We start from the raw sequence: 20,615 nt of genomic DNA, 5'->3' as shown, positions 1-20,615 counted from the left end.
GAACTTCCCGTTTTTGATTGTTAAAATGCAACTTCTGCTTCTAACCCAAAATGGTCACTAACGACAGGTGTTGCTTTGCCGTCAAAAACAACAGCAGATTTTTTAACGTTAAAATCTTTACTCGTAAAGATATAATCAATTTTTAGAGCATCCTTGTTTCCAACCCAGCCGGCAATATCGCCTTCAACTGTTGCGGTGCCAACGACTGTAGCAGCAACGGCATGACTGTCTTGCAAAGCAAGTGGACTTTTTAGAATGTACTGATAGCCCTCATAACCGACAGGATTGTTAAAATCTCCCATCAATACTAGAGGCATATCGCGTTGCAACAATTCTTTTTCTACTTGTCCCCATTCTTCTTGGAATCCTTTGTCCCACCAAGAAAGATGACAGGAAGTCACCGTTACAAGCCGTCCATCAACTTCTGTTTCTGCTAAGAGGACTTTTCTAGTGTGATAATCCGTTGGATCGTTGGCATCTGAAACCAATAACTCACTTGGTTTCAACGGCTTTAAGGATAAAATAGCGACTCCCTCATGAAACCGATCAAAACCAATATGATTATAAGCCCAAGACCAATGATAAATAAGACCTTTCTCTATCAATCTCTCCACGAGACAATGCGCAAAGTGGTCTTTATGAATCGCAATGGCGCCATCTACCGCATGATAAAATGGAGCCTGAACAACCTGTTCAGACTCCATTTCTTGATTGACTTCCTGCAGGCAAATGACATCATATTTTTCTTGAAGAATCCGCTCAGCTAGTTGATCTAGCTTTTTTTCTTGCTCATCTTCCATCCAACTATGAGTATTTAAAGTCAGGAATTTTGCCATGATTTCTCTTTTCTATTTACAATTCTACTTTAGCAACAACTGTTTTCGCTGCTACTTTGCCGAATGTTTCAACAGTTACAGATTTAATAGCTTGTGCATTTGTGAAGACAACAACTGTTGAAGTTTCACGACCTGCTGCTTTGATAGCTTCTAAATCAGCTGTCACAAGAAGATCACCTGCTGTAACTTTTTGCCCTTCTGCAACATGCACTTCAAATGGTTTACCTTCAAGACTGACCGTATCAAGTCCGATATGAACAAGCACTTCAAGACCATTATCAGTCAAGAGACCAAGAGCATGTTTTGTAGGGAAAATGCTTGCAATCGTACCTGCTACTGGTGAGTAGATCTTGCCATTTTCAGGTTCAACAGCAAATCCGTCACCCATCATTTTTTGAGAGAAGACTGGATCTTTGACATCTGTAATCGCAATCACTTCACCGTCTGCGACTGTCTCAACTTCTTCTGTCACGCCTTTGTAGCTCGCTTCGGCAGCTTGTGAAGCTGTCATTTGGCTCGGAAGAGTTTCAGGAATCACTTCGCCTGAGTCAAGTAAGTCTTGAATGTCAGATTTCAAAACATCCGCTTTCGGACCATAAATGGCTTGAACACCTTGACCTTTCATCACCAAGCCCATAGCTCCTTCGGCTTTCCATTGCTCTTCTGTACCAACTTTTTCTGCATCTTTAACAGTTACACGAAGACGTGTCATACATGCGTCAACATCAACAATGTTTGCACGTCCACCAAGAAGATTGATAATATTCACAGCTTGAGATGCTTCTGCTACTTTGCCACCAGCTGCGGCAGACGAAGAACTATCTTCTCCATCAGCTGTTTCATAGTTTCCGTTACGTCCTGGAGTTGCGTAGTTAAATTTCTTAATCATGAAGTTGGCAATAAAATACATTCCAACTGCAAAGAGCACTGTTACCCAAACAAAATTAATAATATCCATACCCAAACCAGCATTGATGGCTAGTGGAGTACGAGTCAGAAATTCGATTGAACCAAATGAGTGCATACGCAAGTGAACAATATCTGCCATAGCAAAGGCTAACCCTTGCACAACAGCATACACCAAATAAAGAGGTGTTGCAACAAACATAAACATGTATTCAATTGGTTCTGTAACACCTGTTAAGAAAGTTGCAAGTCCTGTTGCAATCATCATCCCTTTGTATTTATGTTTCTTATCATCATCTACATTTCGATAAATTGCAAAGGCAACCCCCATCAAAATACCAAATGAACCAATCATTTGCCCAACTTTAAAACGAGCTGGAGTAATACTATTTAGAAGATGTTGATATTGGTCAGCGTGTGAACCTTTTAAATTAACAAGGTCTGTTACCCAAGCCAACCATAATGGATCTTGACCAAATACAGTCGTTCCTTTAGCAGCCCCTGTCAACACTTCATATGTCCCACCTAATTGAGTATAGTTGATTGGAATTGTCAACATATGGTGAAGTCCAAATGGTAAAAGAAGACGTTCTAAAGTACCAAACAAGAATGGTGCGAGAATTGGAGCTGTCTTTTGAGAGTTAGCAATCCAAATACCAAAATTGTTGATTCCAGTTTGAACAACTGGCCAAAATACTGCAAGAATCAAAGCCACAATTGTAGAACGCAAAATAACAACGAATGGCACAAACCGTTTACCATTAAAGAATGAAAGCGCATCTGGTAATTTACGGTAATTATAATATTTGTTGAAAGCAGTTGCTCCAACAAAACCGGCAATGATACCAACAAACACCCCCATATTAAGGGCAGGAGCTTCAAGTACACTTACAAAATAATCAGCCACCTTAATGGTTCCACCAAAGACAGTTTTTACAGTAGCTCCTTGTTTTGTAAGAAGGTCTGAAGTTACTCCAAAAAAGACCCCTGTAATACGGTTAATTAAAATAAATGAAAGTCCGGCCGCAAATGCACCACCAGCACGTTCCTTTGCCCAGCTACCTCCAATAGCTAATGCAAACAAAATGTGAAGGTTTCCGATAACTCCCCAACCAATTTGCTCAAGAATACCGCCTGTTGTAACAAGAGCAGCTACGTTTGGATTGATCATTGGAATTGACTTACCAATACTGATCATCAAACCAGCCGCGGGCATTACTGCGATAACGACCATCAGAGCTTTTCCGAATTTTTGCCAAAATTCGAAACTGAATATGTTTTTGAATGTCTCTTTCATCATTCATATCTCCTTATAAAATTTTCCGCAAGCGCTTTCCGCAAACGTTTGCATTTATTTGACTCTTTAATTATATCATATATTTCTATTTTGTAAAGCGTTTTTATATAATATTTTAAAAATTTTTCCTATTTCTTGCTTGCAAATTGTAATAGACTAGGGAAATACGCCCATTAGAAAAGTGCAGAAAAACGATATTTCCTGCACCTCAGAGTTATTCTTGCATAGCATAACCAACACCACGCACGGTTTTTATATAACTTTTTTGCCCCACTATATCAATTTTACTACGAAGATAGCGAATATAAACATCGACAACATTTGTTTCAACAGCTCCTTCGTATTTCCACACGCGTTCTAACAACTGTTCACGGCTTAAAGCCTGATGACTTCCCATCAATGTTGCTAATAAATCATACTCTCTTCGAGTCAAAGCAATCACTTCTTCACCTCGATAAACTGTATGATTTTGCACATCAATCCGAAGATTCCGATAAGATGTTGGAACTTTCATCTGACTACAATGCTGGTCAATAAAATCACGCCCACGAAAAATGGCAGAAATTTTTTCAACTAAGTCCGTCACAATGAATGGTTCTACCATGTAAGCAACAGCAAAGCGTTGGATTTCCTCAGTATATTGAAGAATATTATCACGATTATCCAATACAATGATGACCGAAGCAGGCTTTATCACACTTAATTGTGCGGCAAATTCTGTTCCTGTCATATCGTCAAGCATAAAATTCAACAGGAATAAATCGTATTGATTAGCTCTCGCAGACGCCAAAGCATCTTTTCCTGTTTCAAAAAGATCAACTCGATAACCTTCTTTTTGTAATTCTAAGCCAATAAATTGCGCTAATTTTTTTTCTTTCTCAACTAATAAAATCCGCTTCGCCATAGCCTATCCTATTTTTCATCATACCAAGAATAGTGGTAAATTCCTTCTTTGTCCTTGCGTTCATACGTATGCGCACCAAAGTAATCGCGTTGCGCTTGAATTAAATTGGCTGGCAAGTTTTCTGCACGATAGCTATCAAAGTAAGCAATCGCACTAGAGAACGTTGGTACCGGCACACCTGCTTGAACAGCCAACGCCACTACATCACGAACAGCTTGTTGGTATTTGGCAGTGACGTCCATAAAATATTCGTCAAGCAGTAAGTTTGTAAGATCTGGATTACGTCCGTATGCATCTGTAATTTTTTGCAAGAAACGAGCACGAATGATACAACCAGCACGCCAAATAGAAGCAATTTCACCAAACGGAAGATTCCAATCCTGCTCTTTAGATGCTACACGCAATTGTGAGAAACCTTGTGCATAAGACATAATTTTTGAGAAGTAGAGGGCTTGACGAATTTTTTCAATCAATTCAGCCTTGTCTCCTTCAAATTTAAATGCAGCTGGTTTTGGAAGAACCTTGCTTGCAGCCACACGTTCATCTTTATAAGCAGAAATATAGCGTGCAAAGACAGACTCTGTAATGAGCGGAAGCGGTACACCAAAGTCAAGAGCTGATTGACTCGTCCATTTACCAGTTCCTTTATTTCCAGCCGCATCCAAAATGTAATCAACGATTGGTCCATCTTGACCTTCATCATCTTTACGAGTCAAAATATCAGCAGTGATTTCAATCAGATAGCTATCCAACTCACCTTTATTCCATTCTGTAAAGATGTCAGCCATTTCTGCTGCTGAAAATCCAAGCAAGTGTTGCATTAAATCATAGCTTTCCGCAATCAATTGCATATCACCATATTCTATCCCATTGTGAACCATTTTTACATAATGACCTGCACCGTTTGGACCGATGTAAGTCACACATGGCGCACCGTCTTCTGGTGCTTTGGCTGAAATTTCTTCCAACACGTCTGCTACTAATTCATAAGCTTCTTTTTGCCCACCAGGCATGATAGACGGTCCTTCAAGCGCACCTTTTTCGCCACCAGATACACCTGTTCCGATGAAATTGATTCCTGAATTTGCCAATTCTTCTGAACGACGAATGGTGTCTTTATAGAAAGTATTTCCACCGTCAATCAAGATATCTCCCTTATCAAGGAAAGGTAAAAGTGCCTGAATCGTTGCATCAGTTCCTGGCCCAGCTTTGACCATGAGCATGATACGACGTGGTTTTTCAATAGAATTTACAAAACTTTCCACATCATAACTTGGAACAAAGTTTTTTTCAGGGTGAGATGCAATCACATCTTCTGTTTTATTCGCTGAGCGGTTGTAAATTGCTACTGTATAGCCACGAGATTCAATATTAAGGGCAAGGTTACGACCCATGACGGCCATACCAACAACACCAAAATTCGCTTTTGTCATTTTGTACTCCTCTTTTTAGTTTGTTTTATTTTATCATTTTTATGCGTGAAAATAAAGGATTTGTTATTTTACATGAAACTATTTGCTAGCATAAATAGAAAAACATATAAGTAAAATAATTCTTAGAACCTGTTCCCGCAAAGATAGTTTTGTCAGACGAAGATTCACTCTTTAGTTAATCTAGACAAAAATTTGCAAGAATACTGAATATATGTCAAAAAACTTTAATAACGGACGAGTGACGGAGAATAGTCTTTTATATATGAAAAAGTTGTCTGTAGAATACAAGCCCTTATATTTATATATGTGTGCCAATGAATTTACTAGCTAATTGATAAACCTGTCGCTCTGCTTTATTGGTTCCCCACGTCTTGAGTTCCGATTTTACAAGTTCTGGAAATTTTTTACTAATATCTTTTAAAGCATTCCCTACGGACTTTCTTACGTATTCACTAGAGTCTAATCTTAAGTTCGACAATCTTTTTATCGCTTCCTGAGGATTCTCATTAAAATAAGGTCTGCTAGTCCATATTCGTAAACCTTCTGTTACTGCTCTTCTTGTATTTGGCTGTTCTGCATATAGCCACTCATCAATTATATCTAGAGATTGCTCATATCCAACTCTTTTGCAATACTCATCAAAGGATTTTGCTAGAATTTCCTGAACTCTCCAATTCTTATCTTTCGACACTTCTTCTTTCATAAAATGCAAAACTGCCTTATCATCAGACAAATATCCGAATAAAAAGACAGCATACATCCGAACTTGATATACCTCTGATTGATAAGCTAATTTAGCTAATGCATGCACTTCTTTTTCTTCATAACTTTCAAAATCTAACTGCGCTCTTTTCTCAAATTCTTTAAAACCATTTTTTATTTCAGAAAAATCATGCTCTAATCTTTTTATGTATTTTTGCATATTCTGCTCCTTTTTCCAATAAAAAATATGGCAAACAAAAATTAGATTTTTCACTCCTCATCAAATAGACCTTGCAGGCTAGCAAAAGGACTGTTCTTCTCTTTTTGCTCTTGTTTACTTTGCTGATACTCTTCTTCGGTCATGACCTGCCAATCATTTCCTGAAGGCATGCTATCACTCGCTTCCTCCTCGGCTGTCAGCACTTTAAGAGGGATATGCAATAAAATATTATCTGCCACACTTTCAGCTAAATCGATTTCTTCATTTTCAATCGGCAACACCAAGTCATCCGCTATCAAATCCTGATCTACTTTTCCACTATGCGCATCAGCAAAAACTTCATTTACCAAGTAGCTCTCTTTTTGCTCTACCGGCTCCATGCTGCGACTTGATGCCAGTGTAATGGTATAAGACAAATCATAATCTAAAAAGTAAAGACCGTCCTCATATTGCACTCTTCCACTTGCAAAAATATCTTGGACATTTAAAATTTCAGGATTGCGCACTTGCAATTCTTGTGTCAAATCAAATCCTTGCTCAAAAGCAAGACCATCTGGATTTTTACGAATTTCTTGAATATGTAACATCATTTCCTCATTTGTATTTAAATTTCTAGATTTATTATACCATTTTTGAGATGAGAAATAGGAGAGAAACCATTATTTTGTTATAATAACAATCAAAAGGAGGATTGTGATGGATAATTTAGGTTGTATATTTAAATCTTTCCGAGATGCTAGGACATATTTCCTTGACAGAAGCAACCGGAGGAGAATTTTCAAAGTCTATGCTATCACGTTTTGAAAATGGTCGGAGCGAACTTTCTGCTCAAAAATTATTTACAGCTCTTGAAAACATCCACACAGATGTTAAAGAATTTACTCTAGCAGCTCCTGGACATCAAAAAAATTCCGAACAACAACTAATTGACACCCTTCAAGAACAGTCTGATAATCCAGATTTTATCGAAGCTTTTTACTTAGAAAAACAAGCTCTATATCAAAAATCCAGAAAAAAGGAAAATATGATTGGAGCTATTATTGTCAAAGGTTTTCTTTGTGCCCTAAAAGATGGAGTTACAGCTTCCACAGAGGAAAGTAACTTTCTTCATAATTATCTCTTTTCTGTGGATATTTGGGGTTTGTATGAACTTAAACTTTTCGCCTTTTGTACGACTATTCTCTTCTCAAAACTTTATACACAATATACAAAAGAAATGGTCAACAGAAAAGATTTTTTAGGCTTATTTGAGAGCAATCGTTATACTATTCATACCATTTTTATAAATGGCTTCTTTCTAGCTATTGAATCAAGACACTTTGCAGAAGCTACTTTCTTCGAAAACTGGATTAAAGCTCATTTTTATAAGGAAAATGAAGCCTATCTACGAATCGTTTTTAAATTTGCTCAAGGAGAACTCCTATTCCTTTAAGGAAATAAAGAAAACGGATTGAAACAAATGAAGCAAGCTGTCCATATCTTGCAACTATTAGATTGCCAGACTAGTGCTGAATACTATCAAAATGGAATTGAAAAGCTCCTCAAAGAAAATTAACTTTTGTTGAATATGTGCAACGTTTTGCTGACGTTGCATTTTTTCATTTATACTAAAATACATAAAGTTTACTTGCAAGTTACTTTTCCATATCGTTCACTTACTTAGACTTTATTCCCACTTGCGAAAAGGCTATTGAATTTACTTTTTTGCTTGTTATAATCAATGCAACACACATAGGAGGTTATCATGAAACTTATTTTGAGAAATAAAGTATTTGCTTTTATTAGTCTGTCACGCATATTCAATATTTTGGGCTCTTCCATTTATAATATTGTTTTTGTAGTCTTTGCATCCAGTTTACCAAATCCTAAATTTGCTGTTGGAATCGCTAATTTTATCGTTCTCGTTCCAGTGTTTTTCACTATTTTTGTGGGAATGAAAGCTGATCAAACAACCCATAAAGCTCGTTGGCTCATTCACATGGGCTATCTCCAAGCCATGTTATTTGTCTTTGTAGCATTTCTAACTCGCTCAACTTCTTATCTAGCTTTTTCTGTCGTTTGTTTGCTAAATATCGTATCAGATATGATGAGTGATTATCGTAGTGGTCTGCAAATGCCTATTTTGAAAAAGAATCTAGCAGAGGAAGAGATGATGCCAGCTTTCTCCTTTATGCAACTAATTGCTTATCTCTGCAATCTTGCCGGACAAGCATTAGGAATTTGGCTTCTTGCTATCAGCAACCAACAATTTGCGTTGGTCGCCTTCATCAATGCCTTAGCTTTCCTACTTTCTTCCACTACTCTTTATTTTGTTCGTCATAAACTCACCCATGACCCAGTCAAAGAAAATGAAAATCCTCTTCCTCTCAAACAACAATTCCTAGAAATGTATCACAGCTCCAAACTAATTTTTGAACAAAACGGAGACAGCCATTTTTTGACTTTACTCTTTCAGATACTAATACTCAATGCACTCGGCGGCTCTATTATGGCCATTTACAATCTTTATTTATTGGATCATTCTTTATTTGGACTTCCTTTCAGTCAATCTCTTCTCATTTTTGAAACAACGATTATTTTAGGAGTTATCTCTGCCAGCCTGACTCCCAATGATTATTTTAGCAAACTTTCCGTCAATAAAATTGCTTTTTGGGCTACTTTATCCATTGCTCTAATTGGCTTCATAAATCTTCTCCAGCTACCCGTTTTCCTTACTATTTTTGCTGTTTTCTTTATCATGTATCTTTCTGGAAAAGTCAATCCCAAAATCAACAGCATGCTTCTTAGCAAACTTCCATCAGATATCTTAGCACAGACTTCTAACTTTCTGAGTTTGCTATTTAGTTTTTCTGTCCCATTTGGTACCATGATGTTTACCAGTCTCGCTATTTGGAATATGAAAGTCGCTTGGATTGTGTTTACAATCTGTGGCGTGCTGTCTCTCTTACTCTCATTCCAAAAACAAAATAGATAAAGCTATCATAACTAAAATTTATATGGTGAAATACAAAAAAGATTGGGACAGACAGTCATGATTGCGGCACAATCATAATAGTCTATCTCAACCTTTTTACATTTTTCTTAAGCGCTCCACTCGCTCTGAAATCGGCGGATGAGTGTAAAATAGCTTTTGAAGTCCACCTTCTTTTTTCGGATCATTGATATAGAGAGCTGCACTAGCGTCGTCTACTTTATGGTGCATCGGCTCGCTATTTTCTAATTTCAAGAGAGCATTAATCATCCCCTGTGGATTGCGTGTTAATTCCACACTGGAAGCGTCTGCCAAAAATTCACGTTGACGAGAAATCGCCAACTGAACCAAAGTAGCTGCTAAAGGAGCCAAGATAATCGCAACGAGCGACAAAATCAGTATCAGAATTCCCAAACCATTATCATTATCTCGGCTATCACGTCTGCGACTACCACCGCCAAACCACATCATTCGTCCAGCTAGGCTAGATAGCATGGTCACTGCACTAACAAGTGCTACCGCAATTGTTGAAATCCGAATATCATAATTACGGATATGGCTCACTTCATGTCCAATAACCGCTTCCAGCTCTTCACGATTCATTAGATTTAGCAATCCTGTCGTTGCAGCAACTGCTGCATTTTCAGGCTTTGAACCAGTCGCAAAAGCATTGGGCGATGAATCCTCTACAATATACACCCGTGGCATCGGAACTTGTGCTACCATTGCCATATCCTCTACCACATGATAAAGGTCAGGAGCTTCAGCCTCAGTGACTTGTCGAGCACCGTTCATAGACATGACAACCTCAGTAGACTGGAAAATCATGCTAAAAGCATAAATTACACCAATGATAAAGGCAATTATCACACCACCGAGAGTTGAATCTAGCCATAAATAGCCGACTGCTGCTCCAATAATCGCTAACAGAGCAAAAAAAGCAATCAAGAGAACCCACGTTCGTCTTTTATTACTAGCAATTTGATCAAAGAGCATATTAGTCACCTAGACCGCTAAAATCAACTTTTGGTACAGATTTTTCTTCTTCTGGGACAGCTAAGAAATCTGCCGGCTTAAAGCTGAACATTCCAGCAATAATATTACTTGGAAATGTTTCCAGCTTCACATTGTAATTGCTTGTTACACTATTATAAAGTTGACGAGAATACGAAATTTTATTTTCAGTGTTAGTCAGTTCTTCTTGCAATTTTACAAAGTTCGTACTTGCTTTCAATTCTGGGTAATTTTCTGCAACTGCAAAAATGCCAGAAATTTGACGCGTCAAGGCATCACTTGCTTTCATAGCTTCTGCTGGCGTTGTAGCAGCTGCCACTTGACGACGAAGCTCTGTTACCTTTTCAAGCGTTGATGCTTCATATTTAGCATACCCTTTGACCGTTTCAATCAAATTTGGCAACAAATCATTTCGACGTTTTAACTGAACATCAATCTGACTCCACGCTTCCTTGGTTTGCATACGACTTTTGACAAGACCATTGTAACTGGCAATCACAAACAATACAAGTACCACAACAATAGCTAAAATAATTATCCACATAGGCATTCTCCTTTAAATTTATTATAGACATTATACCAGAAAAATGAAAAGAATAAAAATTTAGACTTCTTCAAAAGAGAAACTTTAAAGATTCTCTTCTGATTATCTGGTATAATAGAAATAAGAAATACAAATAAGGACAAATGGATGACACCCGAAGAATTTTATGAACTCTTAAAACAGCAGCAGATTGAACTCACAGACCGACAAAAGCAGCAATTTGAACACTATTTTGAACTGCTCGTTGAATGGAATGAAAAAATCAATCTGACAGCTATTACTGACAAAAAGGAAGTCTATCTCAAGCATTTCTATGATTCAAGCGCTCCCATTTTACAAGGACTGATTGAAAATAAAAACATCAAACTATTGGATATTGGAGCAGGGGCAGGTTTTCCGAGTCTCCCTATGAAAATCCTCTATCCAGCACTAGATGTAACGATTATTGATTCTCTAAACAAGCGTATTCTGTTTTTAAATCACTTGGCTGACGAGTTAGGTTTGGAAAACGTTCATTTTTATCATGGTCGGGCAGAAGATTTTGCTCAAGATAAAGACTTCCGCGCCCAGTTTGATATTGTCACTGCACGCGCTGTTGCTCGTATGCAGGTCTTAGCCGAGCTGACCATTCCCTTTCTTAAAGTTGGCGGGCGTCTTTTAGCGCTCAAAGCTAGCAATGCTCCTGAGGAATTAACAGAAGCAAAAACCGCGCTTAGCCTTCTTTTCAGCAAAGTCGAAAAAAACATTCATTACCAACTCCCCAATGGCGACCCGCGGTATATCACGGTTGTTGGCAAGAAAAAAGAAACTCCCAATAAATACCCACGCAAAGCAGGAATTCCTAATAAACGGCCGTTATAAAAAGAAAAGCAAACCATTTTAATCGGTTGGTTTCGTTTTTATCTGCCAACTTTTTGGCTCCGATATTGGTAATGCTTATAAAGTGCAGCATAGCGTCCGTGGTATTCTTTCAGCCAAGGCTTATCTCGACCGCAAAAGTGAAGAAAAACGGTATTCTCAATCACCCAATCCAAGTCCCACTCACCTTTACTCCGAGCATAATACAGCACATTGTAGCGTGCATCGTAGTTATACAATTCATCTGGAATCTGAATTGTCAAATGTCCATACAAAGCATTCAGCACATCTTGATCCGGTAAAAAGAGTTTAAAACTATTTTGCGCAATGTAATCTAAAATAGCTTCACGCTTCACTTCTTTCCGAATCGCTGTCAGATTCATAAGTAAAACTCCTGAATTATAGTAACTTTCCGCCTCAAAATTCTGCAAGCGCAACTTATTGACTAAATCTGTCATGTTGGTATCTGAACCATGACTGGCTGCAGCATATAAAGAAGCTCCTAACTCCATTTCATAAAGAGGACAAATATCATTCAGACATAAAATATCTGCGTCTAGGTAAAGAATTCTGTCTAAGTCTTTAGGAAGGTATTCATGTGCCAACAAACGATAGTAAATTGTTTCTGGATACCGATCAGTGCTGGGGGCGTCCTCAAATGCTTTTTCCCCAATCACGACTGGTTCATAGATAATCCCTAGTGCCTCACAAAATTCCTCAATCTCCACATTCCTTTTTAACAATTTTTTTTGCAAAACAAACAAATGCAGCAAAGCTGACGGTGAATTTAGGTAAACGGAATACAAGGTTGTTTTAAATTGCTCGACATAGCGATCATCAATTGAAAATAAAAGATTTATTTTCGGCATCTGCTCCCCATTCTATCTCATCTATTCTTCTCGAAAAACAGGCTGCGCTCCAAACGTTTGTGAAACAGGCATGATTTCAATCCGGTTAATATTAACATGAGGAGGCTGTCCAACAATCCAAGCAACAGTATTGGCAATATCAACTGGCTGAATAGCATGAGCTCCCTCATACAATTTTCCAGCTCGTTGATCGTCCCCTTTAAATCGAACAGTTGAAAATTCTGTTCCCTCACAAAGACCGGGTTCAATGTTAGTAACACGAATATGGTGCCCTGCCAAATCAGCACGTAAATTCAAAGAAAATTGCTTCACGAATGCTTTACTAGCTCCGTAGACGTTGGCACCTGGATAAGGAACCGTTCCAGCAGTCGAACCTAGATTGATAATCAATCCACTATCTCGCTCTACCATTTGCGGTAGGATCTGACGTGTTAGATAAACCAAACCAACAATATTGGTCTGAATCATCGTCAGCCAATCTTGCATATCTGCCTCATAAGCCTTGTCTAAGCCCAATGCCAGACCTGCATTATTGACCAAAATATCAATCGTTCTCCAATCCTCCGGCAAACTTTCTAAAGCCTGATCCACACTTTTTGTATCCGACACATCCATTTGAAGCGGATAAAAATTTTCAAAACCCAACTCCTCTTGAAGTTGTGTCAACTTTTCCAATCTTCTCGCTGCTCCAATCACTCGGTGACCTTCTGTCACCAAGCGACGACAAATAGCTTCACCAAAACCAGCTGAAGCTCCTGTTACCAATGCAATCATTTTCTTCCTCCTATGTACATTTCAATTTTCGTTTATAGCCAAGGATTGTAAAAGCGACCGTGATTAACAAAAAAGAGTAAAAAACTGAGTAGTAAAAATAAAATAGCCAGCAAAATCACTTCAATATCCAATCTCTGAAAAGCCTGATAAGTGTACCAAGTCCGCTTCTTATTTTTACCAAAACGGCGCAATTCCATGGCTGTCGCAATCGTATCAATCCGCTCCAGCGAGCTAAAAATCAATGGAATAATGATTTGCAGGTTCCCCTTGATGCGCTGGCTTAATTTTGCTTTTTTGGACAATTCCAAGCCACGCGCTTCTTGCGACATTCTGATCAGGTAAAATTCCTCCTGCAGGTCAGGAATATAGCGCAGCGTCAAACTGACAGAATAGGCAATTTTATAAGGAATTCCGATTTGATTCATACTGGATGCAAACTGACTGGGATGAGTGGTCATCAGAAAAATAACCGCCAAAGGAATGGTACAGAGATATTTCAAGAACAGATTAAACAAATAAAAGATTTCCTGCGCAGTTACGGTATAACTGCCTAATCCGCTGAACCAGACCGTCTGTTGGCCATAAATCTCCACTCCGTATTGAGGAGCAAACAGATAAACCATGATAAGATTCAAAGCGGCAAAAATACCTGCAAAAGCCAAAACAAACGATACATCTTTAAAATGAATGTTCGAAACTCTAAAAAGAAAGAGTGAGCCAATCGCAATGACCAACAGCAAGCGAGTATCGTAACTAATCATCGCTGCAGTTGATACCAAAATGAAAAACAGTAACTTACTCGCTCCGGATAGGCGATGCAAAAAGGTCGTTCCCGCATGGTAACCAATAAGTTTTTGCTGATTAAGCATGACTTTCCTCCCTTTCTTGCATATAAAATTCTGTTAAAGCGAGTGGATCAACGTTTAATTTCTCAGCCAAGTAAAAGATAGACGTTTCCTTGAGGTTCGCTGCATGAATCAAAGTCTTATCTGTCAAAACTTCGGCCGGTGTTTTGTCTGCCAAGATCTTTCCGTCTAACATCACAACCGCACGTTCAGAATAATCCAGCATTAATTGCATATCGTGTGTAATCATCACAATAGTGTGGCCTTTTTGATTCAACTCGTCCAAAAAATTCATGATTTCTGTATAATTATGTTGGTCTTGCCCAGCTGTTGGCTCATCTAAAAGAATAATCTCTGGATTTAACACTAAAATGGAAGCAATGGTCACACGCTTTTTTTGCCCAAAGGACAAAGCAGAAATAGGCCAATGTCGAAATTCATATAGACCACAAGTTTTTAGTACAGTTAAGACTCGCTTTTTTATTTCTTCTTCTGCAATCCCACGCAACTTCAAGCCTAAAGCAACCTCATCAAAAATCATGGTCGTAGAAATCATCTGATTTGGGTTTTGCAAAACGTAACCAATCCGTTCTGCCCGCTCTTTAATGGAGTCGCCTTTGATGTCTCTTCCCTGCCAAGTATAGCTTCCTTCTGTTGCGATAAACTGGCAAAGCGCTTTGGCTAACGTGGATTTTCCAGCACCGTTTTTCCCGACAATGGCAATTTTTTCGCCTTTAGAGATTGTAAAATCAATATCTTGTAAAACCTTTTTCTCACCGTAGGCAAACTGGACATTTTTCAACTCCAGCAAATCATCCTGTGCCTGTGATTTTTGAATAGAAACTTTTTCACCCAAAAACTGAACAGCGGAGACATCTATCTGAGCTAAATTTGCCAACTGTGCAGAATTTTCTAGCTGAAAACCAAGCTGACGCAAGGTGGTCAGATAAAGCGGCTCTCGAATCCCATTTTCGGCTAATAACTGCGTATGTAGCAGGTCATCAGGACTGCCGTTAAAGAGAATTTGTCCGTCATTGATGAGGACGATCCGATCAATAGACCGATACAGTACATCTTCCAGACGGTGCTCGATAACAATCGTTGTCGTTCCTGCTTCCGCATGGATCTGATCAATCAGCTCAATCGTATCCTGTCCCGACTTCGGATCTAAATTTGCCAAAGGCTCATCAAAGAGCAAAATCGGACTTTCATCAATCAGCACCCCAGCCAAACTGACCCGCTGCTTCTGCCCACCAGATAAGTCTTGAGGACGTTGGTGTAACAGCGATAACAAATCCAATTTCTCTGCCCACAAATGAACCTTTTCTCTCATCGTTGGCAAATTAACCATGTCATTTTCCAAAGCAAAAGCCAAATCTTCCGCGACACTCAGCCCGATAAATTGACCGTCTGTGTCTTGCAAGACGGTACTGACAAGATTGGACAAGTCATAAATGCTGCTGCCAAACGCAGACTTACCTTGAATCCACAGATTCCCAGTCATTTCTCCATGATAAATAGTTGGAATAATGCCATTTAAGCATTGTCCAAGAGTGGACTTTCCCGAACCAGAAGGGCCGACTATCAAGACCTTCTCGCCCTCATAAATCGTCAAATCAACATTTTTCAAGGTTGGTTCTGTCTGCGCTTGATACTGAAAACTAAAGTTTTCAAATTGAATAATTGGTTTTTTCATAGCATGTTCTCTATAAAGCAAGGGCAATTTGCATTGCCAAGTTAGCCACTTTGTCTTTTTCATCTAGGTCTGCATGATTGGCTAAATTGCGCATATCCCAGGCTTCTTCTGACAAGTGATCCGCCGCATAAAAGAAATGGCAAACGGAAATCTCACGAAAAGCTGCCAAAGCTGCAACTGCTGAACATTCCATGTCTACACAAACAGCACCCATTTCTTTTCGCTTATGGAGTTTCGCAGCCGTTTCCCGATAAATGCCGTCTGTCGTCCAAACTTTTCCAACTGTATGAGAAATTCCTTTAGCAGCTAAAAATGACCGTAAAAAATCCCGCAAACCGACATTTACTTCTATCTCATCAGAAGCCGGCAGGTAATGATAACTGGTCCCTTCATCACGAATAGCCGCATGAGGAACAATGATAGACGTTTCCCTAATCGTTTCATCTAAAACGCCACATGTTCCAAAAAGAACCAGCTTCTTCATTCCAAAGACAATCAAATCTTCCAAAATAGCGATACAGGCAGCCGCCCCGACCGGTGAATTGAACACGGCGATTGCCTTACCTTTTATAATAACCTTGTAAATGGGAATTTCAATATTTGCCATGGAAGTGGAGGTCAATAGCTCATGCTGAAAATCAGCCAGCATGCGCTTAAAGGTCTCACGGGCAAAGCAAGACACCACTGTTTCTGGAAAATTCGGTAGCGCCTCCACCAAATCTTCTGGATTGATAATCGCCTGACGATTTTCATCAAATTCCTCTAAAATCATCCACTTCTCCTCTTGTACTTACTCATTCTATTGTAGCACAAAAGAAAATAAGATGAAAATCAATTTTGAAGTCCGCGAACACTGTCGCAAAATTAAACCTTGAACGTGAAAAAATCTGACCAAACAAGAAGCGTTCAGCTTCTTGCCGACCCTACACGGTTACTGAGAAAGTGCGGCAATGGTTAAAATAGTCGACCCGGTCGACGAAACAAACTTAAACCAGTTGAGACTATCGACCCAGTCGACGGGACAAACAAGAACTCGTTTCTTCTGTCTGAGCCTCGAACGACATGAACCAAAATCAGTTTGCTCCGTCCGAGCCTCGGATGACATGAACCAAAACTAGTTTACTCTGTCCGAACCTCGGATAACATGAATCAAAATCAGTTTGCTCTGTCCGAGCCTCGGATAACATGAATCAAAATCAGTTTGCTCCGTCCGAACCTCGGATGACATGAACTAAAACCAATTTGCTCCGTCTGCCCCTCGGATGACATGAACTAAAACTAGTTTGCTTCGTCTGAACTTGGACAGCATGCCTAGACAATATTTTTCTCATTAGGTGCTTTCTTAAGTCTAAAAAGCAAATGAAAAGCTCCATCATAGGGCATTTTGCCATTATAAAGCAAGAAACTGAGGCAAAAATGCTCAGCTCCTTTGTTTATATAGTCATCAGAATTATAAGACGCAGTGGTGAGAGTAAGAAGAAACATTTTCAAACCTTCACTCCGTCTCACTCCCGCTTCATGTCACTAATCTTTTTTCAAACTTCCTGATTTGGTTTGCGTGCGGGCATAAGCTAGCAAAAGCACTGTTCCTGCAATAGCAACCGTCAAACCATTAGAAATCGTTGCAACAACGCCCTGTACAAACACCTTGTTTGCAGGCTCATTGTAAATCAAAATATCACCTAGCGGCGCAATGACAATCCACACCACAGCATTGGCCAACAGTTGAATTACATTGAACGATACAATATCTTTTGCTTCAAAAATACCTTGCGTAACACGGAGTCTTTTCCGAAACAGCCCAATAATCAAACCAAACAAACCGCTGGCAATGACCCATGACCACCAAGGATTTCCATATTGCAAAGAGTCTTTTAGGGCATGCCCGATGAAGCCCGTTAAAAATCCAACAACCGGACCAAAAATCACACTAAACAAGGCCTGCAAAGCATACTGCAATTGAATGCTGGTATTTGGCACAGGAGTTGGAATACTAATCATTCCGATAACGACGAAGAGGGCTGCTCCAATCCCCGTTGCGACAACACTTCTTATTGAATTATTTTTCATAATAATCTCCTTTATTATTTATTTTTCAATCCGCTTGATTTCAATACTCCATTGCGCTCCGACTCCTACATTATAGGCCTTCGCAAAAGACCCCTGATTGATCGCCAGACCAACACGATAAAGAGAATTGATATACAAAATCGGCTGACCAATCCGTACATCCGCAAAAGATTTCCCATAAGTCACCTGGTTCTGATAGACCAGCATATCGTTATTATAAATCGTGACCTCAAACCGATTACCAAATTCAGGACTAAGAGTATAAAATTCCTCACGTGTAATAGACGTCCATAGCGAACCAAAACGAACATCTAAAATATCAATAGCCCCACTAACAAAATCATTCCCAATTGTCGTTTCCACAACAGGAATTTCTACAATTTCATCTATACTTAATTCTGGGCCCACTTCTTCAAAAGTAATGTGTCCGCTTGCTAACTTCGCACCAGTATAAGCATAAACATCACGACCATGAAACGTATAAGAATGCTCCGTATTTTTTCGGCGATTTTCCACCTCCGAAATCTCACGAATCGCTAGAATTCCCACATGTTTCTTGATAAAAGAAAGTGTCCCGTTATTTGGCGTGACAATATACTGATTTTGTACAGTTTTGGCAACCACGCTTTTCCGCTTCGAACCAACGCCTGGATCCACAACGGAGACAAACGTTGTCCCTTCTGGCCAATAATTCACCGTTTGAAACAAACGATAGCTTCCCTCAAAAATATTATAAGGCGTAATATCATGAGTCAAATGATGTATTTTTAACGTTGGGGATTCCTCTAAGGCCACACCGACCATTGCCGATACAGCCCCATCTACCAAACCAAAATCTGACTGTAATACCAGTAAGTTATTCTGCATTTTCTCTCCTTTATTACACTTATATCATAACATAAATTAAATTTCTTATCCATATCTATTTTTGACCACATCAAAAAATCTATCTATATCTCCCTTGACACCACTTACAGCTTCTGAGATTGTAAGCAAGCTTGATTTGCTCCAATACCCACTACCTGCTCTATCTAAAAGTCGTTCAATGCAAGTAGAATTAGATTCAACGTTCTGTTTTATGGGCATGTATTCCAATGATTGCTGTCTCACCTACATACATATTGTGCCGCAAGAGCATTTGCAATTGATACTTTAACTGTTGTCCCCGAATACCTCAAATCCACCTCAATTATAGGCCACATTTTCATTAAAGATTGTAGGGAATATCAATACTCCTCTGAAATGATAGGTTTTTAAATTTCTAATTGGTAAATAAACAGAAAACTATCATAACAGCAACAGACTAAATTTATACTTTTTATTGATATACTAATGAATTCGTTTCAAAAATGGCAACAAATACTTGGCACTACGGTAAAGAAAGACTTATTTTCAGAAATTCTTGTTGTCATAGCATTACCATTGAAAAATAATAGTTTTGGCTAAAATGTACTACGTTAACATTGTAACCTTTCGATAATTGTCATCTCATTTGGAATCCAACTATTATGCAAGTGGATATTGCAAGTAATGAGGTTTGGCGGTATAATGTAAATGAGTCATTTAAAAATCGTCTACATTCTTCTCACTTGAATATCACCCACAAATGAACTAATTATTTTAGCTGACACTACGGAGGTAAACCTAGAATTGTCTAACAACCAATTGAGTGGCCATTTTTATTTTCTGTGAAAGTTCTTTTAGCCACCTCAAGATGATATATATCAGTTCATTTCTCAGAAAATCACTTCTAACTAAATATGAGATTGATGTCTTTTATAGGACTCTTGGTTAGAGCTGAAATAACGAAAAGAGGTTTATAATGTTTCACTATCAAAGCACCATCATTTATTGTTTACTCGTTCTATGGGGGTTAACAGAACTTTTTATTAAAAACAAGACCAGCAAAAACACCTCAAATCATTCTAAGGATCAGGGGACAAGATACATTATTATTACCAGTGTTGTGTTATCCATAGCCATGCTGAATAATCCTATTAAACCTTACCTACTTCCTGAATGGGGGATTTACCTAGGTATTTTTCTGATGATTTTCGGTATTATTTTTAGATTATATGCTATTCATTATCTTGGCAAAGCATTTACACTAAATGTTCAGACCACTGATACTCAAAAATTAATTAGCAGTGGACCCTATAGTCTCGTTCGCAACCCTGCTTATACTGGAAGCATTCTTTCCATTTTAGGCTTATCTTTTGTAACATTAAATATCTTAAGTATTCTCATTACTCTTATTATTTTGAGCATTGCCTACGCTATCCGTATTCGAACAGAAGAAAGGGTTCTCAATCAGCATTTTGGAGAAGACTATAAGGACTACTGCCAAAAGGTTAGATATCGTCTTTTCCCATTTATTTGGTAAATAATAATTCAGACTTTTAAAACAAAGAAAGGCTCCATAATATCTCTCTCTAGTAAGGTAACCCTACTTCGGAGATACTATAGAGCTTTTTGTATATGATTTTAATAGAAAAACACGACTAAGTTCTTCATTGGAAGAGCAATGAATTCCAATTTAAGACAGATTTAATCCATCTTCCAACTTTCACTAGAAATAACAATCCCTTTAGAGGGGATATAAAACCTTCACTGTTTTGGATATATGAAAAAAGAGAACGAAGACTGTACTGACCCCCAAAAGTTGGACAAATAATT

General features: G+C 38.5%; 19 protein-coding genes. 4 read left to right on the top strand and 15 right to left on the bottom strand.

The window, feature by feature from the left end; genetic code table 11:
* Window positions 1–20 precede the first annotated feature (20 nt).
* The 6 genes from HMPREF2634_RS06515 to HMPREF2634_RS06490 form a co-directional block, all read right to left on the bottom strand.
* Window positions 21–836: an endonuclease/exonuclease/phosphatase family protein gene (locus HMPREF2634_RS06515; RefSeq protein ID WP_021001980.1), complete on the bottom strand. Its 816-nt coding sequence runs from the start codon at window positions 834–836 to the stop codon at window positions 21–23.
* Window positions 837–852: 16 nt separating this feature from the next.
* On the bottom strand, window positions 853–3,042 hold the full coding sequence (locus HMPREF2634_RS06510) for a PTS transporter subunit IIBC (protein ID WP_070836413.1): 2,190 nt from the start codon (window positions 3,040–3,042) through the stop codon (window positions 853–855).
* A gap of 211 nt (window positions 3,043–3,253) precedes the next feature.
* Window positions 3,254–3,943 carry a response regulator transcription factor gene (locus tag HMPREF2634_RS06505; protein WP_021001982.1) on the bottom strand — a complete coding sequence of 230 codons (690 nt, stop codon included), beginning with the start codon at window positions 3,941–3,943 and terminating at the stop codon, window positions 3,254–3,256.
* A gap of 8 nt (window positions 3,944–3,951) precedes the next feature.
* The gene (gene gndA / locus HMPREF2634_RS06500; protein WP_021001983.1) at window positions 3,952–5,376 is read right to left on the bottom strand and encodes an NADP-dependent phosphogluconate dehydrogenase; all 1,425 of its coding nucleotides are present in this window, start codon (window positions 5,374–5,376) and stop codon (window positions 3,952–3,954) included.
* Window positions 5,377–5,674: 298 nt separating this feature from the next.
* The gene (locus HMPREF2634_RS06495; protein WP_003023578.1) at window positions 5,675–6,298 is read right to left on the bottom strand and encodes a DNA alkylation repair protein; all 624 of its coding nucleotides are present in this window, start codon (window positions 6,296–6,298) and stop codon (window positions 5,675–5,677) included.
* A 50-nt stretch (window positions 6,299–6,348) separates the two neighbouring features.
* A complete protein-coding gene (locus tag HMPREF2634_RS06490) occupies window positions 6,349–6,885 on the bottom strand; it encodes a DUF177 domain-containing protein (RefSeq protein ID WP_021001984.1) in 537 nt (178 codons plus the stop codon).
* A 164-nt stretch (window positions 6,886–7,049) separates the two neighbouring features.
* Between HMPREF2634_RS06490 and HMPREF2634_RS06485 the strand changes: the two genes are divergently transcribed.
* Both HMPREF2634_RS06485 and HMPREF2634_RS06480 read left to right on the top strand, forming a co-directional pair.
* Window positions 7,050–7,730 (top strand): Rgg/GadR/MutR family transcriptional regulator, encoded by a 681-nt coding sequence (locus HMPREF2634_RS06485; protein WP_373878980.1) that lies wholly within the window; start codon window positions 7,050–7,052, stop codon window positions 7,728–7,730.
* 312 nt (window positions 7,731–8,042) lie between these two features.
* Window positions 8,043–9,272 carry an MFS transporter gene (locus HMPREF2634_RS06480; protein WP_003023570.1) on the top strand — a complete coding sequence of 410 codons (1,230 nt, stop codon included), beginning with the start codon at window positions 8,043–8,045 and terminating at the stop codon, window positions 9,270–9,272.
* 96 nt (window positions 9,273–9,368) lie between these two features.
* Here HMPREF2634_RS06480 and htpX read toward each other — a convergent pair whose 3' ends face one another.
* On the bottom strand, window positions 9,369–10,265 hold the full coding sequence (htpX, locus tag HMPREF2634_RS06475; RefSeq protein ID WP_021001986.1) for a zinc metalloprotease HtpX: 897 nt from the start codon (window positions 10,263–10,265) through the stop codon (window positions 9,369–9,371).
* A 1-nt stretch (window position 10,266) separates the two neighbouring features.
* A complete protein-coding gene (locus HMPREF2634_RS06470; RefSeq protein WP_003023563.1) occupies window positions 10,267–10,827 on the bottom strand; it encodes a LemA family protein in 561 nt (186 codons plus the stop codon).
* Between the two features lie 147 nt (window positions 10,828–10,974).
* On the opposite strand from HMPREF2634_RS06470, the gene rsmG reads away from it, so the two are divergent.
* On the top strand, window positions 10,975–11,688 hold the full coding sequence (gene rsmG / locus HMPREF2634_RS06465) for a 16S rRNA (guanine(527)-N(7))-methyltransferase RsmG (protein WP_003023559.1): 714 nt from the start codon (window positions 10,975–10,977) through the stop codon (window positions 11,686–11,688).
* A 38-nt stretch (window positions 11,689–11,726) separates the two neighbouring features.
* On the opposite strand, the gene HMPREF2634_RS06460 is transcribed toward rsmG, so the two are convergent.
* The 7 genes from HMPREF2634_RS06460 to HMPREF2634_RS06430 form a co-directional block, all read right to left on the bottom strand.
* Entirely contained in the window at window positions 11,727–12,554 is an 828-nt protein-coding gene (locus HMPREF2634_RS06460) for a glycosyltransferase family 8 protein (RefSeq protein WP_003023556.1), read from the bottom strand.
* Window positions 12,555–12,575: 21 nt separating this feature from the next.
* Complete coding sequence (locus HMPREF2634_RS06455; RefSeq protein WP_003023553.1) at window positions 12,576–13,328, bottom strand: SDR family oxidoreductase; 753 nt, start codon at window positions 13,326–13,328, stop codon at window positions 12,576–12,578.
* A gap of 32 nt (window positions 13,329–13,360) precedes the next feature.
* Entirely contained in the window at window positions 13,361–14,197 is an 837-nt protein-coding gene (locus tag HMPREF2634_RS06450; protein ID WP_003023551.1) for an energy-coupling factor transporter transmembrane component T family protein, read from the bottom strand.
* Window positions 14,190–15,869 carry an ABC transporter ATP-binding protein gene (locus tag HMPREF2634_RS06445; protein ID WP_041784031.1) on the bottom strand — a complete coding sequence of 560 codons (1,680 nt, stop codon included), beginning with the start codon at window positions 15,867–15,869 and terminating at the stop codon, window positions 14,190–14,192. The genes HMPREF2634_RS06450 and HMPREF2634_RS06445 overlap by 8 nt, the downstream gene beginning before the upstream one ends.
* Window positions 15,870–15,879: 10 nt before the next feature.
* Entirely contained in the window at window positions 15,880–16,641 is a 762-nt protein-coding gene (locus HMPREF2634_RS06440) for a nucleoside phosphorylase (RefSeq protein WP_021001988.1), read from the bottom strand.
* Window positions 16,642–17,393: 752 nt separating this feature from the next.
* Window positions 17,394–17,942, bottom strand: a complete 549-nt coding sequence (locus tag HMPREF2634_RS06435; protein ID WP_324253126.1) for an ECF-type riboflavin transporter substrate-binding protein — start codon at window positions 17,940–17,942, stop codon at window positions 17,394–17,396.
* A gap of 15 nt (window positions 17,943–17,957) precedes the next feature.
* Window positions 17,958–18,806: an SAM hydrolase/SAM-dependent halogenase family protein gene (locus tag HMPREF2634_RS06430; protein ID WP_021001990.1), complete on the bottom strand. Its 849-nt coding sequence runs from the start codon at window positions 18,804–18,806 to the stop codon at window positions 17,958–17,960.
* 955 nt (window positions 18,807–19,761) lie between these two features.
* Here HMPREF2634_RS06430 and HMPREF2634_RS06425 point away from each other — a divergent pair.
* Window positions 19,762–20,322, top strand: a complete 561-nt coding sequence (locus tag HMPREF2634_RS06425; RefSeq protein WP_003023538.1) for a methyltransferase family protein — start codon at window positions 19,762–19,764, stop codon at window positions 20,320–20,322.
* Window positions 20,323–20,615 lie beyond the last annotated feature (293 nt).

The organism is Streptococcus sp. HMSC034B03 (assembly GCF_001838575.1).
In the GTDB taxonomy this organism is placed as follows: Bacteria; Bacillota; Bacilli; order Lactobacillales; family Streptococcaceae; genus Streptococcus; species Streptococcus anginosus.
This window is presented reverse-complemented; position numbering and strand designations above follow the sequence as displayed.

What these genes read in the sequence shown, in the direction of transcription:
- HMPREF2634_RS06455 (WP_003023553.1), bottom strand. Translation starts at nt 13,328, where the DNA reads ATGATTGCATTGGTAACAGGAGCTTCAGCTGGTTTTGGTGAAGCTATT.
- rsmG (WP_003023559.1), top strand. Translation starts at nt 10,975, where the DNA reads ATGACACCCGAAGAATTTTATGAACTCTTAAAACAGCAGCAGATTGAA.
- htpX (WP_021001986.1), bottom strand. Translation starts at nt 10,265, where the DNA reads ATGCTCTTTGATCAAATTGCTAGTAATAAAAGACGAACGTGGGTTCTC.
- HMPREF2634_RS06495 (WP_003023578.1), bottom strand. Translation starts at nt 6,298, where the DNA reads ATGCAAAAATACATAAAAAGATTAGAGCATGATTTTTCTGAAATAAAA.
- HMPREF2634_RS06430 (WP_021001990.1), bottom strand. Translation starts at nt 18,806, where the DNA reads ATGCAGAATAACTTACTGGTATTACAGTCAGATTTTGGTTTGGTAGAT.
- HMPREF2634_RS06425 (WP_003023538.1), top strand. Translation starts at nt 19,762, where the DNA reads ATGTTTCACTATCAAAGCACCATCATTTATTGTTTACTCGTTCTATGG.
- HMPREF2634_RS06480 (WP_003023570.1), top strand. Translation starts at nt 8,043, where the DNA reads ATGAAACTTATTTTGAGAAATAAAGTATTTGCTTTTATTAGTCTGTCA.
- HMPREF2634_RS06460 (WP_003023556.1), bottom strand. Translation starts at nt 12,554, where the DNA reads ATGCCGAAAATAAATCTTTTATTTTCAATTGATGATCGCTATGTCGAG.
- HMPREF2634_RS06490 (WP_021001984.1), bottom strand. Translation starts at nt 6,885, where the DNA reads ATGTTACATATTCAAGAAATTCGTAAAAATCCAGATGGTCTTGCTTTT.
- HMPREF2634_RS06510 (WP_070836413.1), bottom strand. Translation starts at nt 3,042, where the DNA reads ATGATGAAAGAGACATTCAAAAACATATTCAGTTTCGAATTTTGGCAA.
- HMPREF2634_RS06440 (WP_021001988.1), bottom strand. Translation starts at nt 16,641, where the DNA reads ATGATTTTAGAGGAATTTGATGAAAATCGTCAGGCGATTATCAATCCA.
- gndA (WP_021001983.1), bottom strand. Translation starts at nt 5,376, where the DNA reads ATGACAAAAGCGAATTTTGGTGTTGTTGGTATGGCCGTCATGGGTCGT.
- HMPREF2634_RS06450 (WP_003023551.1), bottom strand. Translation starts at nt 14,197, where the DNA reads ATGCTTAATCAGCAAAAACTTATTGGTTACCATGCGGGAACGACCTTT.
- HMPREF2634_RS06470 (WP_003023563.1), bottom strand. Translation starts at nt 10,827, where the DNA reads ATGTGGATAATTATTTTAGCTATTGTTGTGGTACTTGTATTGTTTGTG.
- HMPREF2634_RS06515 (WP_021001980.1), bottom strand. Translation starts at nt 836, where the DNA reads ATGGCAAAATTCCTGACTTTAAATACTCATAGTTGGATGGAAGATGAG.
- HMPREF2634_RS06445 (WP_041784031.1), bottom strand. Translation starts at nt 15,869, where the DNA reads ATGAAAAAACCAATTATTCAATTTGAAAACTTTAGTTTTCAGTATCAA.
- HMPREF2634_RS06505 (WP_021001982.1), bottom strand. Translation starts at nt 3,943, where the DNA reads ATGGCGAAGCGGATTTTATTAGTTGAGAAAGAAAAAAAATTAGCGCAA.